Source organism: Mesorhizobium sp. BR1-1-6, from assembly GCF_020165355.1.
Classification (GTDB): Bacteria; Pseudomonadota; Alphaproteobacteria; order Rhizobiales; family Rhizobiaceae; genus Mesorhizobium.
Genome location: NZ_JAIUHZ010000010.1, coordinates 45377 through 59096 on the forward strand (window position 1 = coordinate 45377; position 13720 = coordinate 59096).

The window sequence follows — 13720 nt, forward strand, 5'->3', positions numbered from 1 at the left end:
ACATGCCGGCTTTCTCCCAAGGCCTGGAAAAGGCGCTTCACCAAGCGCTGACGCTCGCCAACGAGCGGCACCATGAATACGCAACCCTTGAACATCTGCTGCTCGCCCTGATCGACGACACCGAGGCGGCCGCCGTCATGCGTGCCTGCAATGTCGATCTCGACGAGTTGAAGCACACTGTTCTCACCTATATCGACACCGAGCTCGACAATCTGGTTACCGGCTATGACGAGGATTCCAAGCCGACCGCCGGCTTCCAGCGCGTCATTCAGCGTGCGGTGATCCATGTGCAGTCGTCCGGCCGCGAAGAGGTCTCCGGCGCCAACGTGCTCGTCGCCATCTTCGCCGAGCGCGAGAGCCATGCCGCCTATTTCCTGCAGGAACAGCAGATGACCCGTTACGACGCGGTCAACTACATCTCGCACGGCATCGCCAAGCGTCCGGGCGCGTCGGAGACGCGTTCGCCGCGCGGGGCCGATGACGAGCAGGGCGGCGCGAACGGCGCCGAGCCGCAAGAGGAAGGCGGCAAGAAGAAGCAGCAGCAGGACGCGCTGACCGCTTATTGCGTCAATCTCAACAACAAGGCCAAGGCCGGCAAGATCGATCCGCTGATCGGGCGCGAGTCCGAGATCAACCGCACCATCCAGGTGCTGTGCCGCCGTTCCAAGAACAATCCGCTTTATGTCGGCGATCCCGGCGTCGGCAAGACGGCGATCGCCGAGGGCCTCGCCAAGCGCATCGTCGAGGGTGATGTTCCGGAAGTCTTGCACAACGCCACCATCTTCGCGCTCGACATGGGCACGCTTTTGGCCGGCACGCGCTATCGCGGCGATTTCGAGGAGCGGCTGAAGCAGGTCGTCAAGGAGCTCGAGGATTATCCGGGCGCTGTGCTGTTCATCGACGAGATCCACACCGTCATTGGCGCCGGCGCGACGTCGGGCGGCGCCATGGATGCGTCGAACCTGTTGAAGCCGGCACTGTCTTCGGGTGCGATCCGCTGCATCGGTTCGACAACCTACAAGGAGTTCCGCCAGTTCTTTGAGAAGGACCGCGCGCTCGTACGTCGCTTCCAGAAGATCGACGTCAACGAGCCGACCATCGAGGACGCCATCGAGATCATGAAGGGCCTGAAGCCCTATTTCGAGGAGTTCCACAAGGTCCGCTACACGACGGAAGCCATCAAGGCTTCGGTTGAGCTGTCGGCGCGCTACATCAACGACCGCAAGCTGCCGGACAAGGCGATCGACGTGATCGACGAGACCGGCGCCTCGCAGATGCTGGTGCCGGAGGCCAAGCGCAAGAAGACCATCGGCATCAAGGAGATCGAAGCGACGATCGCCACCATGGCGCGCATCCCGCCGAAGACTGTTTCGGCCGATGACGAGAAGGTGCTGCAGGGTCTCGACATCGAGCTGAAGCGAGTCGTCTACGGCCAGGACACCGCGATCACCGCGCTGACCTCGGCGATCAAGCTGGCCCGTGCCGGCCTGCGCGAACCGGAGAAGCCGATCGGCTCCTATCTGTTCTCGGGTCCGACCGGCGTCGGCAAGACCGAAGTCGCCAAGCAATTGGCTGCGTCGCTCGGCGTCGAGCTGATCCGTTTCGACATGTCGGAATACATGGAACGCCACACGGTCTCTCGGTTGATCGGTGCGCCTCCCGGCTATGTCGGTTTCGATCAGGGCGGCCTTTTGACCGACGGCGTCGACCAGCATCCGCATTGCGTGCTGCTGCTGGACGAGGTCGAGAAGGCGCATCCGGACCTGTTCAACATCCTGTTGCAGGTGATGGACCATGGCAAGCTGACCGACCACAACGGCAAGCAGATCGACTTCCGCAATGTCATCCTGATCATGACCACCAATGCGGGCGCGTCGGATGCGCAGCGCGCGGCGATCGGTTTCGGGTCGACCAAGCGCGAAGGCGACGATGTCGAGGCGATCAACAGGCTGTTCACGCCGGAGTTCCGCAACCGTCTCGATGCGATCATCCCGTTCGGCTCGCTGCCGGTGCCGGTTATCCATCAGGTGGTGCAGAAGTTCGTCATGCAGCTGGAGGCCCAGCTCTCCGAGCGTGGCGTCACCTTCGACCTGTCGCCGGATGCGATCGCCTGGCTCGCCGACAAGGGCTATGACGAGCGCATGGGTGCGCGTCCGCTCGGCCGCGTCATCCAGGAGCACATCAAGAAGCCGCTGGCAGACGAAGTGCTGTTCGGCAAGCTCAAGAAGGGCGGCACGGTGCGCGTCAGCGTCGAGAAGAAGGAAACCGGCGAGACCGGCCTGAAGCTCGAATCGCTCGCCGACGAGGCACCGGTGAAGCCCAAGAAGGAAGAACCGGAAGACGCCCCCAAGCCGCGCAAGGCAGTGGCCAAGAAGCCGGCGGCCAAGAAGGCCGTCGCGCAGAAGCCCGAGCCCAAGGGCAAGGACGGCGGCAAGCGCAGCCTGGTGCCGCAACTGCCGCGCAAGAGCTGATAGTCACTCCCTCGAAAAAGCCCCGGAGACGGGGCTTTTTCATTGGCACAAAGCGACGATCACTGAAGCGCTGCTGTCGGCCCCTGGACAGCAAGCGGCGTTGGGCGGGTTTTGGCTGATTTGTCCGTCCAGGACGGTGGTGCTCCCACGTTGGCGCCGACCATGCCGAACAGGCCGGGCGCGCCGCCAAAGACCTCGCAGGCCGCGTATTTCGGCTTGCCGCCGAGGAACGATTTTATGCGTTGGCCTGACGGTATCGAGATATGCAATCCCGACGGCGCCTTGCCGGTGACGAGCATGCGCGAAAAGTCGTTTCCGAAAGTAGCGCCCAGACTGTACGCATCGCCGATCTCGGATGACAGTCTTTCCGCGCCGCTTTGCCAGGGCGGGCAGGACGGACAGTTCGCGTCTCGGTATCGACGGGGCTGGACCCGACCGTCACGCTGAAATTCAGCGGGTCGATGGTGACCATGCCAACGGTAATCCGCGGCTCCTGCGCAACACCGCCCGCAGCCGCGCCATCAGTTCATCGATCAGGAAGGGTTTGCCCAGATAGTCGTCGGCGCCGGCATCGAGCCCCTCAATGCGCTCTTTCGGCTCGTTGCGGGCCGTCAGGACGATCACCGGCGCATCGACACCTGCCGCCCGCAGCCTGGGAATGAAGCTCAGTCCCTCTCCATCCGGCAATGTTCGGTCGAGCAGGATTGCCCTCATAGACGTGCTGGCACGACAGTTCGATAGCATCGCCAAGCAGCATGGTGTGATCGACGACGACGCCTTGTTTGCCAAGCGCCCTGGTGAGCGCGTCAGCCATTACTCTTTCGTCCTCGATCAACAGAACCCGCATTGCACGTCCACGTCTCGCCGGTGCCTTGTCATCCGTCAGGATTACAGCAGCATTGCGAACAACAGCCGTTCGCCAGATGGCTGCGTGCGTTCATTTCCATGGGATGGGGAATTTTATGTCCGGACCAGGCCAGATCATCATCCTCAACGGCGCACCGCGATCGGGGAAATCGAGCATCGTCCAGGCAGTTCAGGAGAGCTTCGAGGGCCCATGGATGAACCTGGGGGTCGACACCTATGAGCAGGTCACGCCGCTGCGCTGTCGCCCGGGGATAGGTTTGCGGCCCGGCGGCGAGCGCCCGGATATCGAGGGTCTCGTGCCGAGGTTCTACGCCGCGCTCTACGAATCGATCGCCGCCCACTGCCGAGTGGGGTTGAATGTCGTGGCCGATCTCGGTCATCACGACAGCTATTCGCGACCCCTTGATTGCCTTGTCGATTGCGCCCGGCGCCTCGCAGGCCTGCCGGTTCTGTTTGTCGGTGTCCGCTGCCCGATCGAAATCATCATGCAGAGGCGCGCCGACAGTCCGGCGGGGAGGGGATATGTGACGGGATCGCCTGACGACCCTGTACCGTTGGCGGTGCGTCTGTGGCAGGAGGAGGTACACCGGCCTGGCGTGTATGATCTGGAAGTGGACACATCGCTTCTGACGCCGGCACAATGTGCGGATGCGATCCGCGGGCGGCTCAGGCAAAATGTAGAGCCTCCGACGGCGTTTGAGAGGCTTTTGGCGTTCTCCGCAAACAAGCTGTCCTGATCGCGCGCTCAGCGGCGATGAGAATGAATCTCAGCCGCGCGGCCCGCTCCTCATCTACGGCGGGCACAATTTGGTAGATGTTCAGCGGAATGGCGATCACGCTGATATGCTGGCGGCTCGGGTTCATCGTTTTCGATGCGCAACTTCCCCAGACGGCCGCAATGGGGGCAGCTGAAAGCCAGGCGTCAGGGTAGCGGCATGGCCGCCTTTATCCGGCCGGCATTCTCGGCCAGCACCTCGGGTTTCTCCATCTGGCCCGTATGCGGCTTCAGCGCGATGCCTTCGAAGCGCGGAATGACGTGGACGTGAAGGTGATAGACGGTCTGCCCGGAAGCCGGCTCGTTGAACTGCATCACGGTGACGCCATCGGCCTTGAATGCCTCGCGGACGGCGAGCGCCACCTTCTGCACGACTGTGAAAAGCGGGCCGAACGTTGCCGGATCGGCGTCGAGCAGATTGCGCGAAGGCGTCTTCGGCACCACCAGCGTATGGCCTGGCCCCTGTGGCATCACATCCATGAAGGCAACGACCGCTTCGTCCTCGTAGACGCGGTGCGAGGGAATTTCACCGCGCAGGATCTTGGCAAAGATGTTGTCGGTGTCATAGGCGGTTTCGGCCATGGCGAACGCTCCGGATTGTGCCTCGCTAATTGGTGTAGCGAAGCCTCTCGTGAGCGGCAAGACGATCGGGCGAGATCGATGAAGCCGATCTCGACAGGCGTGCACTGCCAACCCAGGGATGCCGAACCTGACATATGCTCCTGCCCTGCAGGATGGGCCTACTCCTCGAGATCTTTGCGGAACGGTGTGTGCTCTTCCAGGTATTCGCCCATGCGTTCAACCTCGCGCCGTTCGCGCCTGAGATAATCGGCGACGGCGTTGCGCAGGCCGGGATGGGCGATGTAATGCGCGGAATGCATGATCACCGGCCGGTAGCCTCGCGCCAGCTTGTGTTCGCCCTGTGCGCCCGCCTCGACCACCTTCAGCTTGCGTTCGATGGCGAAGTCGATGGCCTGGTGATAGCAGACCTCGAAATGCAGGAACGGATGATCCTCGATGCAGCCCCAGTTGCGGCCGTAGAGCGCATCGGAGCCGATGAAGTTGATAGCGCCGGCAATGTAGCGGCCGTTGCGCCTGGCCATCACCAGCAGGATGTCCTCGGCCATGCGCTCGCCGATCAGCGAGAAGAATTCCCGGTTCAGATAGGGCCGGCCCCATTTGCGGCTGCCGGTGTCCATGTAGAAGGCGAAGAAATCGTCCCAGGCCCGTTCTGTAAGGTCCTTGCCGGTAAGCCAGTCGATGGAGATGCCGTCGGCAAGCGCCTCGCGGCGCTCCTTCTTCATGGCCTTGCGCTTGCGGGAGGCCAGCGTGGCGAGGAAATCGTCATAGGTCGAGAAGCCCTCGTTGACGAAGTGGAACTGCTGGTCGGTGCGATGCAGGAAGCCCGCCGCCTCCAGCACGTCCACGTCGCTCTCCTGCGCGAAGGTGACATGCGCGGAAGAGACGCCGAGCTTTTCCGCCACTGCCTTCAATCCCGCGGCGAGCCCGGCCTTGACGGTGCCGGAATGCTGGCCCCTGCTCACCAGCAGGCGAGGGCCGGTGACCGGCGTGAACGGTACCGAGCATTGCAGCTTGGGATAATAACGGCCGCCGGCGCGCTCGAAGGCATCCGACCAGCCGTGATCGAACACATATTCGCCCTGGCTGTGTGACTTGAGATAGCAAGGGACCGCGCCGAGCAGCGTGCCTTGACCATTCTCCAGCCTGAGATGATGACCTTGCCAGCCAGTGCGCCGCACGGCGCAGCCGGAATCCTCGAGTGCGCTCAGGAAAGCATATGAAACGAGGGGGTTATAACCGTTTTCGGCATCACTGCGCGTGGTCCCGGCGAAACCGTCCCACTCTTCGCAGGTGAAGGCGCCGATGCCCGCCGCAATGCGGATCGCATACTCCGCATCAACCGTTTGCCCGTCGCCGTCGTCGCCCTGATCCATGAGGCTTATTTAAGCTCCATCCGGACCGCTACAAGTCACGTTCTAGGCACCCATATCAAGCGACCTTGACCAGATCGGGCTCGAACCCTTCGAACGTCATCTGGTCCGCATATTTGAATGTAAGATCGACCGCCGGCTGGTCATGCACCGTCCAGGTGATGACCGGCATTTTGAGCCGTTCACGGACAAAGCTGACGAATGGATTCGGCAGGTCGCCCGCTGCGTAGGAGGTGAAGGCGATCTGATGCGCCAGCATGGCGAAATGCGCTTCGATCAGCCTGTCGTCCTTGCCATAGGCGGTCAATCCAGCCGGGATGCCCGGCGCATCCCTGGCGAAATCGCGGATCAGCCAGTGGTCGAACGACATGATCGCCACCTTGCCCTTGTAGCGCTTGAGCAGCCTACCGACGCTCGCCACAAGGCCATTGTCGTATCCAGCCACGCCTTTTAGTTCGACCACCAGCGGCACCCGCCCGTCGATCAGATCGAGCGCCTCGCGCAGCGTCGGCACATGATCAGACGTGCCGCCGACCTTGAGCGCTGCCAGTTCGGCCGCCGTGCGCTGCCAGACGAAACCGTCGTGCCCAGTCAGCCGCTGCAAGTCGCCATCATGGATAATGACGGGAACTCCGTCCGACGACAGGTGCACGTCGCATTCGATGGCATAGCCGCGTTCGGCCGCGGCGGCAAAGGCGGAGAGGGTGTTTTCCCAGCGCGTCTTGTTCATGTCGTGAAAGCCGCGATGGGCGACAGGCCGGGCAATCAGCCAGGAAAGGTCGGTCATGTCAGGCTCGCTCATTCGACTTCGAAGATCGCTTCGATTTCCACCGCGGCATTAAGCGGCAGCGAAGCCGTGCCGACAGCGGAACGGGCGTGCTTGCCGCGGTCGCCGAGCGCCGCCACCAGGAAATCGGAGGCGCCGTTGGCGACCAGATGCTGCTCGACGAAATCCGGCGCCGAGGCGACGAAGACGGTGATTTTGACGAGCCGGCGTATCTTCTCGAGATCGCCAAGTGCCGCCTTGGCTTGCGCCAGGATGTTGATCGCGCAGTATTTTGCCGCTTCCTTGCCGGTTGCTGTGTCGACGTCGCGGCCAAGCAGTCCGCTCGCCTGCAGCTTACCGTCCTTGAGCGGCAATTGTCCGGCGGTGAAAAGCAGGTTTCCGGTCCTGCAATGCGGCACGTAGTTGGCGGCAGGCGCCGCGGCCGCGGGAATGGTGACCCCGAGGTCGTTTAGCCGCTTTTCGATTGTTTCACTCATTGCTTTTCCCTATTGCTGGAAGGCGCCGCGTCAGCCGGGCCGAAATTGCTATTTTTGCCTCGCTTCCGCCACGACTTTTTTTAAGCTGGACCATCTTTCCCTGCGGCCTGCCATCAGCCGCGACGATCGGAGCCTCTCATGCGCGCAACGCGCCTTGCATTCCATGCCGTCCTGTTGCCGGTGGTCTTTTCGATAGGTCCCGCTTTCGCCGTGCCGGCGCTGCAGGCGCATCGCGCCGTCTACGACCTTACCCTCAAGAAGGCGGACGACCGCTCCGGGATCACCGGCATTACCGGTCGCATGGTCTACGAATTCAACGGCTCGGCCTGCGAGGGGTATACGGTGAAATTTCGCTTCGTCACCCAGATCGCCACCAGCGACAATACCAAGCTGACCGACCAGCAAACGACGACGTTCGAGGATGCCGAAGGCAAGACCTTCTCGTTCGTGACCAAATCCTTCGTCGATCAGAACCTCGACAAGGAGGTCAAGGGCGTCGCCACGAAGGAAACGAAAGGGCTGAAGGTCGATATCGACAAGCCCGAGAAGAACAGCCTGGAACTTGCCGCCACCCAGTTTCCGACCCAGCACCTGGTCGAATTGATCGACAAGGCCGAGAAGGGTGAAAACTTCTATCAAACCAATCTGTTCGACGGTTCCGAGGATGCCAACAAGGTGATGTCCACCACCGTCGTCGTCGGCAAGAGGACCGATGCCGACAAGGCCGATCCGGAAGCGCCGGCGCTGGCCAAGCTTGCCACCGACAAATACTGGCCGGTCGACATCGCCTATTTCGACGACAGTGCCAAGAACGGAGAAGAGACGCCGGAATACCGGATCAGCTTCAAGCTGCACGAGAACGGCATCACCCGCGATCTAACCATGGACTATGGCGATTTCTCCATGACCGGCAAGCTGGTCAATCTGTCGCTTTTCGACCAGACGAAGGCCTGCCCGACGAAATAAACTTCGATTTGCGTCGACGCAGCGCCGTCGCGGTCCACGGCTTGAAAGCGTCGCGGCGGCTTCTCATCTTCTCGAGGCCGCCGGCCGCTTCATCTTCTGTGCGAATCCCTTCTATCATCGCTCGTCGCCGGTACCGGTCGGCGGAAGAAGGAATGCGGCGAGCCTCATGGCGGTCTATGTCGACGCGGCGATCTGGAAATGGGTTGGCCATCGCTGGTGCCATCTGATGGCCGACGACACCGATGAACTGCATCGTTTCGCCGCGCAACTCGGCATCAAGCGCTCATCCTACCAGGGGCCGCCGAAGACATCGGCGCCGCATTATGACATAACCGGTTTCGAGCGCGACCGCGCGGTGCGGCTCGGTGCCATCGAGTGCAATCGTGAAGAGATCGTCGCGATCTTCCGGCGGGTGAGGGTGCCAAAGGGTAAGATAAAGCGTTGAGGGCACGCGCGGATCGCCGCAGGCGCGCCGCAAGGCGCGTCGGGCTGTCGGTAGCTAATCAAGTTGTCCGGTTTGGTAGCACATGATCTGTCCGCTTCTGTTTTGGCGTCGAAGCGGTTCACGCGGCTTGCCTGATGGGGCAAGTGTCTTCGATTGCGGCGCCGTCAGAGCTGTAGCGAGCGATGCGGCGCGGCCCGTGAAAGATCGCGAGGGTTCCATCCGGGTAGTGCCTGACCTTGACGGTGGCTTTGACGAAGTGATGCCGGATCGGGCTCTGTGGCAGCTGCAATCGCAGCCGCGCGAAGGCGACCGTGTTGTCGCGGGCAACGACGCGCTCCTCCTCGATGCACAGGATCTGGGCCAGTTGTTGCGGGTCTGCGGCGACAAAGGCGCTGTCCTCGACCGCGGCCGGCCTGGCGAAGCGGGCATTGTGAGCTGGTAGGTAGGTCTGTGCGATGAACCGGTTGGCGGCCTCGATGTCGGCAATTCCGGCCAGCGCCAGCTCCCTCGGCAGCCGATCCTGCAAGGTGGAGAACATCCGCTCCGAGCGGCCTCGCGCTTCAGGGGAATAGGCTGGAATATGTTCGATACCCAGCCGCTCGAGCGCCCGGCCGACCTGGGTCAGCCGGCTTTTGTCGACCGCCTCGCCGGCCTTCAGCGTCACGAAATAGTGGCTGCCGCGATCGCTGTAGAGGCTCGATGGCAATCCCTTGGCGACGAATGTCTCCAGAAGGCCCTGAAAGCTCGACGCCGTGCCTTCCTCCTCGATCAGGAAGGCCGAATAGATCGTGCTCGTCGCATCGTCCATCGTCACGATCAGGTCCAGCATCGGCTCACCCGCCAGCCATCGATGACGGCTGCCATCCTGATGCAGCATCATCCCCTCGCAAGGCTTCCTCTCCCGCTTGCGCCGGTGAGCACCGCGCCGCTTGGCCCGTTCCACAAGGCCCGCCGCGTGGAGCTGCGTCTTGATGAAGGTGTAGCCCCAGCTGAAATGGTGATCGCGCAGCAGGTGCTCGTGGAAATGCTTCACATTCCAGCCGAGGTAGCGATGACGGTAAGCTCCAGCATCTCCTCAATCGCTTCCGCCGGCACCCGACGCGTCGAAAGCTTGCCCAAGCGCCGATCCAGCAACCCTGCTTCCCCAGCCTCTTCGTACCGGTCGCGGTAGCGTCGGAATTGCCGCTCCGACATGCCAAGCAACTCCCCTGCCTCCATCATCGAAAGATCGCCACCATTCCAGCGGCTCAATACGTCCCGAAACTTTTGCATTCTCCGGTCCTGTAGCCATGCCGTCCGCTTCATCCCCAGCCTCCATCCGCTGGCGATAAAACCGGACAACTCACGTGCTACCTAATCCGGACAACTCATGTGCTTACGACACAATGCGTCGTTGCGCTTGCGTTTGGAGCACTTCCCCTCTATATGCGCGCTCATTCCACACACGGACTTTGGTGTCTGCCCGGGAGAAATCCGGCTGAAACCTCCGGTGGCATCGAGGACTTCGTCCGAAAATGCCTGTGTCCGTGGAGGCTAACCGGAAAGGAAAATGAGAATGGCTCTGCCTGATTTCAGCATGCGCCAGCTTTTGGAAGCTGGCATTCACTTCGGCCACCAGACCCACCGCTGGAACCCGAAGATGGCGCCCTACATCTACGGCGCCCGCAACAACATCCACATCATCGACCTCAGCCAAACGGTGCCGTTGCTGCACCAGGCGCTGAAGCAGGTTTCCGACACCGTCGCCAAGGGCGGCCGCGTGTTGTTCGTCGGCACCAAGCGCCAGGCGTCCGACATCGTCGCCGATGCCGCGCAGCGTTCGGCCCAATACTATGTCAATTCGCGTTGGCTGGGCGGCATGCTGACCAACTGGAAGACGATCTCGAACTCGATCCAGCGCCTGCGCAAGCTCGACGAGATGCTGGCCGGCGAGGCGCAAGGGTTGACCAAGAAGGAGCGTCTCAACCTCGACCGCGAGCGCGAGAAGCTCGACAAGGCTCTCGGCGGCATCAAGGACATGGGCTCGACGCCCGACCTGATGTTCGTGATCGACACCAACAAGGAAGCGATCGCCATCCTCGAGGCCAAGCGCCTTGGCATTCCGGTCGTCGCCATCATCGATTCGAACTGCGATCCGGACAAGATCGACTTCCCGATCCCCGGCAATGACGACGCCGCGCGCGCCATCCAGCTCTATTGCGACCTCATCGCGAAGGCTGCCATCGACGGCATCGCTCGCCAGCAGGGCGCGCTGGGTGTCGACATCGGCGCTTCGGTGGAAGCTCCGGTCGAACCGGTGCTCGGCGAAACTCCGGCGGCGGAAACTCCGGAAGCGTGATAGCGAAGGCCGGTCACGGCCTTCATCTTTCTAATATTTTGACGCGTTAAACGGACGCACCGTCGAGATTCGATGGTGCGTCGGCGCATTTGAACAAAGAGGCGACAATGAGCATTTCGGCTGCACAGGTCAAAGAACTCCGCGACTTGACCGGCGCGGGCATGATGGACTGCAAGGCGGCGTTGAACGAGACCAACGGCAACATGGAAGAAGCCGTGGACTGGCTGCGCAAGAAGGGTATCTCCAAGGCCGACAAGAAGGCAGGCCGCACCGCGGCCGAGGGCCTGATCGGCGTCGATTCCGGCGTGCGCGAGGCCGCGGTCGTCGAGGTCAATTCCGAGACCGACTTCGTCGCCCGCAACGCCGCCTTCCAGGAGATCGTCGCCAACGTCGCCAAGGTGGCACTGGCCTATGGCACGAGCGAGGCCGTGGCTGCCGCGAAGTACCCGGGTTCGGACAAGTCGGTCACCGACACCATCAAGGACGCCGTCGGTACCATCGGCGAGAACATGGGCTTCCGCCGTTCGGCCAAGCTCACCGTTCCGCACGGCGCCGTCGCGACCTATGTTCACAACGCGGTTGCCGACGGCCTTGGCAAGCTGGGCGTCCTGGTCGCTATCGAGACCACGGGCAACGAGCACGCGACCAATGCATTCGCCCGCCAGGTCGCCATGCATGTCGCCGCCACCAACCCGATGGCACTGACCACCGAGGAACTCGATCCCGCGGCAGTCGAGCGCGAGAAGGCGATCTTCGCCGACCAGGCACGCCAGTCCGGCAAGCCGGAGGCGATCATCGAGAAGATGGTCGAGGGCCGCCTGCGCAAGTTCTACGAGGAAGTCGTGCTTCTGAAGCAGGCCTTCGTGCTCAATCCCGACATCACCGTCGAGAAGGCGCTGAAGGATGCCGAGAAGGAGATCGGCGCTCCGGCCAAGATCTCGGCCTATCTGCGTTTCGCGCTCGGCGAAGGCATCGAGAAGGAAGCGACCGATTTCGCGGCGGAAGTCGCGGCGGCGGTCAAGAAATAGCCCGAAGAACAAGTAAGGCTAAACGGCTCAGGCAACTCGGCCGGGTGTCCGCATGGATGCCCGGCCGATTTCTTGTGCGGCGTCGATGAAGGCCCTCAGCTTCGGCGCCATCGAAGCCCGGCGCGGAAAGTAAAGGAAAAGGCCGGGCTCCTCGATTGCCGTCTTTGGCAGGACCTGGACGAGGCGTCCTGCGGCAAGATCGGCGCGTACAAGCGGCTCGAACACATAGGCGAGCCCGACCCCTGCAAGCGCAAGATCGATCGCCGCCAGCGAATCGGTCACGACGGCCGTGCCACGCGTCTCGACGACGACCTCCTTGCCATTGTCGTTCAGATCCCAGCGATAGAACGCGCCGGAGCGGAGAAGCCTGTAGCCTATGCAATTATGGTTCGCGAGGTCGGCCACGTCGCAGGGACGGCCGTGCCTTCCGATATAGTCCGGCGAGGCGACGAGCACGGCCTTGAAGGGCTGCGTCAGCCGTATGGCGGTCATGTCCTGCGCGATCATCTCGCCCAGCCTAATGCCGGCGTCAAAACCTTCCCCGACAATATCGACCAGGGCTTGATCGGCGAAAACCTCGACCGTCACATCCGGATAGCGATCGGCCATGGCTGCGATCACAGGCGTCACCGCCAAAGGGATCGCGATGTTGGAGGCATTGATCCTGAGCAGGCCAGAGGGCCGCCCCTTGACGCCGCGGATGCGGTCCATCCGCTCCGCGATGTCCTGGAGGGCAGGGCCCGTTGTCTCCACCAGTGCCTTGCCGGCTTCGGTCAGCGAGACGCTACGTGTCGTGCGCGCAAACAGCGGCTGGCCGATGCGCTCTTCCACCAGCCGCACAGCATGGCTGACCGCCGACGGGCTCATGCCGAGCTCGGCCGCGGCAAGCGCGAAGCCGCCGCGTCGCGCCACGGCAACGATGACGGGCAGGTGGGTAAGCAGGTCCCGGTCCATTCATGAATGATATCGCATAGTCTTTGCGAACAATGCAATCTTATCGATGGCGGCCCGTTGACCCACATTGTCCTCGACACAGCGGGCGGGCTGATTTCCTGGAGACGAGACATGAACGCTTTGAAACACGTGACCTTCGCCGCAGGATTGGCGCTGGCGCCGATCGATGCCGGTGGCGCCGAACCGGCCAGATGGCAGGTGCTTGCCGACGAGCGCGCGGTCATCCGCATCGCCGATGCCATCGACCGCGCCGTCGATGCACAGGACTGGAAACTTGCCCGCAGCTATTTCGCGGATCGGGTTACCGCAGATTTCAGCAGCCTGTCCGGACAGCCGGCGGCCAACATTGCCTCCGACGACCTGATCGGCGCCTGGGCCGGCAACCTCAAGGGCAGCAAGACCAGCCTGCATCTGCGCACCAATCACCAGGTCGTTCTCGAAGCGGACACGGCGACCGTCCTGTCGAACGGCTATGCCTGGAACCGGATGGAAGGCAATGGCGACCCGCTTTGGGAAGTCTGGGGCACATATGAGCACCACCTGACCCGCTCCGGCGCGGGTTGGAAGGTCGACGGCTTCACCTTCCGCGTGACCCATGAGCGCGGCAATCCCTGGGTCAAGACGACACCCGGCCAATAACCCAACATCAAACTCGATCGGA

14 protein-coding genes and 2 pseudogenes are annotated in these 13720 nt (G+C 62.4%); 7 read left to right on the forward strand and 9 right to left on the reverse strand.

Going from position 1 to position 13720, the window contains the following annotated elements:
* The first annotated feature begins 2 nt into the window (after positions 1-2).
* Entirely contained in the window at positions 3-2471 is a 2469-nt protein-coding gene (gene clpA / locus LB545_RS19520) for an ATP-dependent Clp protease ATP-binding subunit ClpA (RefSeq protein WP_140525247.1), read from the forward strand.
* A 59-nt stretch (positions 2472-2530) separates the two neighbouring features.
* Here the strand turns inward: clpA and LB545_RS19525 are convergent.
* Positions 2531-2854 (reverse strand): annotated as a pseudogene (locus LB545_RS19525) (hypothetical protein); the annotation flags it as partial.
* Positions 2823-3318, reverse strand: a pseudogene (locus LB545_RS19530) (response regulator transcription factor); the annotation flags it as partial. The pseudogenes LB545_RS19530 and LB545_RS19525, both read right to left, overlap by 32 nt.
* A 115-nt stretch (positions 3319-3433) precedes the next feature.
* On the opposite strand from LB545_RS19530, the gene LB545_RS19535 reads away from it, so the two are divergent.
* A complete protein-coding gene (locus LB545_RS19535; RefSeq protein ID WP_224705671.1) occupies positions 3434-4075 on the forward strand; it encodes a chloramphenicol phosphotransferase CPT family protein in 642 nt (213 codons plus the stop codon).
* A gap of 185 nt (positions 4076-4260) precedes the next feature.
* On the opposite strand, the gene LB545_RS19540 is transcribed toward LB545_RS19535, so the two are convergent.
* The 4 genes from LB545_RS19540 to LB545_RS19555 form a co-directional block, all read right to left on the reverse strand.
* Positions 4261-4695: an HIT family protein gene (locus LB545_RS19540; protein ID WP_224705672.1), complete on the reverse strand. Its 435-nt coding sequence runs from the start codon at positions 4693-4695 to the stop codon at positions 4261-4263.
* 158 nt (positions 4696-4853) lie between these two features.
* Positions 4854-6068: a GNAT family N-acetyltransferase gene (locus LB545_RS19545; RefSeq protein WP_224705673.1), complete on the reverse strand. Its 1215-nt coding sequence runs from the start codon at positions 6066-6068 to the stop codon at positions 4854-4856.
* Positions 6069-6123: 55 nt separating this feature from the next.
* Complete coding sequence (locus LB545_RS19550; protein WP_140515351.1) at positions 6124-6852, reverse strand: glycerophosphodiester phosphodiesterase; 729 nt, start codon at positions 6850-6852, stop codon at positions 6124-6126.
* Positions 6853-6863: 11 nt separating this feature from the next.
* Entirely contained in the window at positions 6864-7328 is a 465-nt protein-coding gene (locus tag LB545_RS19555; protein ID WP_140525243.1) for a RidA family protein, read from the reverse strand.
* A 138-nt stretch (positions 7329-7466) separates the two neighbouring features.
* Between LB545_RS19555 and LB545_RS19560 the strand changes: the two genes are divergently transcribed.
* On the forward strand, positions 7467-8294 hold the full coding sequence (locus LB545_RS19560) for a cell envelope integrity EipB family protein (RefSeq protein WP_224705675.1): 828 nt from the start codon (positions 7467-7469) through the stop codon (positions 8292-8294).
* Positions 8295-8460: 166 nt separating this feature from the next.
* The gene (locus LB545_RS19565; protein WP_140557707.1) at positions 8461-8739 is read left to right on the forward strand and encodes a DUF4031 domain-containing protein; all 279 of its coding nucleotides are present in this window, start codon (positions 8461-8463) and stop codon (positions 8737-8739) included.
* Between the two features lie 118 nt (positions 8740-8857).
* Here the strand turns inward: LB545_RS19565 and LB545_RS19570 are convergent, their stop codons facing one another.
* Entirely contained in the window at positions 8858-9772 is a 915-nt protein-coding gene (locus LB545_RS19570; RefSeq protein ID WP_224705677.1) for an ISNCY family transposase, read from the reverse strand.
* Positions 9769-10044, reverse strand: coding sequence for a helix-turn-helix domain-containing protein (locus tag LB545_RS19575; protein WP_224705678.1), 276 nt, complete (start codon positions 10042-10044; stop codon positions 9769-9771). The genes LB545_RS19570 and LB545_RS19575 overlap by 4 nt, the downstream gene beginning before the upstream one ends.
* A 250-nt stretch (positions 10045-10294) precedes the next feature.
* Between LB545_RS19575 and rpsB the strand changes: the two genes are divergently transcribed.
* Together rpsB and tsf are read left to right on the forward strand one after the other, a co-directional pair.
* Positions 10295-11077 (forward strand): 30S ribosomal protein S2, encoded by a 783-nt coding sequence (gene rpsB, locus LB545_RS19580; RefSeq protein ID WP_140498708.1) that lies wholly within the window; start codon positions 10295-10297, stop codon positions 11075-11077.
* A 107-nt stretch (positions 11078-11184) separates the two neighbouring features.
* Positions 11185-12105, forward strand: a complete 921-nt coding sequence (gene tsf / locus LB545_RS19585; protein ID WP_224705679.1) for a translation elongation factor Ts — start codon at positions 11185-11187, stop codon at positions 12103-12105.
* 27 nt (positions 12106-12132) lie between these two features.
* On the opposite strand, the gene LB545_RS19590 is transcribed toward tsf, so the two are convergent.
* Entirely contained in the window at positions 12133-13059 is a 927-nt protein-coding gene (locus LB545_RS19590; RefSeq protein ID WP_140498704.1) for a LysR family transcriptional regulator, read from the reverse strand.
* A gap of 111 nt (positions 13060-13170) precedes the next feature.
* On the opposite strand from LB545_RS19590, the gene LB545_RS19595 reads away from it, so the two are divergent.
* A complete protein-coding gene (locus LB545_RS19595) occupies positions 13171-13698 on the forward strand; it encodes a nuclear transport factor 2 family protein (protein ID WP_140625109.1) in 528 nt (175 codons plus the stop codon).
* Positions 13699-13720 lie beyond the last annotated feature (22 nt).

What these genes read in the sequence shown, in the direction of transcription:
- clpA (WP_140525247.1), top strand. Translation starts at nt 3, where the DNA reads ATGCCGGCTTTCTCCCAAGGCCTGGAAAAGGCGCTTCACCAAGCGCTG.
- LB545_RS19535 (WP_224705671.1), top strand. Translation starts at nt 3,434, where the DNA reads ATGTCCGGACCAGGCCAGATCATCATCCTCAACGGCGCACCGCGATCG.
- LB545_RS19540 (WP_224705672.1), bottom strand. Translation starts at nt 4,695, where the DNA reads ATGGCCGAAACCGCCTATGACACCGACAACATCTTTGCCAAGATCCTG.
- LB545_RS19545 (WP_224705673.1), bottom strand. Translation starts at nt 6,068, where the DNA reads ATGGATCAGGGCGACGACGGCGACGGGCAAACGGTTGATGCGGAGTAT.
- LB545_RS19550 (WP_140515351.1), bottom strand. Translation starts at nt 6,852, where the DNA reads ATGACCGACCTTTCCTGGCTGATTGCCCGGCCTGTCGCCCATCGCGGC.
- LB545_RS19555 (WP_140525243.1), bottom strand. Translation starts at nt 7,328, where the DNA reads ATGAGTGAAACAATCGAAAAGCGGCTAAACGACCTCGGGGTCACCATT.
- LB545_RS19560 (WP_224705675.1), top strand. Translation starts at nt 7,467, where the DNA reads ATGCGCGCAACGCGCCTTGCATTCCATGCCGTCCTGTTGCCGGTGGTC.
- LB545_RS19565 (WP_140557707.1), top strand. Translation starts at nt 8,461, where the DNA reads ATGGCGGTCTATGTCGACGCGGCGATCTGGAAATGGGTTGGCCATCGC.
- LB545_RS19575 (WP_224705678.1), bottom strand. Translation starts at nt 10,044, where the DNA reads ATGAAGCGGACGGCATGGCTACAGGACCGGAGAATGCAAAAGTTTCGG.
- rpsB (WP_140498708.1), top strand. Translation starts at nt 10,295, where the DNA reads ATGGCTCTGCCTGATTTCAGCATGCGCCAGCTTTTGGAAGCTGGCATT.
- tsf (WP_224705679.1), top strand. Translation starts at nt 11,185, where the DNA reads ATGAGCATTTCGGCTGCACAGGTCAAAGAACTCCGCGACTTGACCGGC.
- LB545_RS19590 (WP_140498704.1), bottom strand. Translation starts at nt 13,059, where the DNA reads ATGGACCGGGACCTGCTTACCCACCTGCCCGTCATCGTTGCCGTGGCG.
- LB545_RS19595 (WP_140625109.1), top strand. Translation starts at nt 13,171, where the DNA reads ATGAACGCTTTGAAACACGTGACCTTCGCCGCAGGATTGGCGCTGGCG.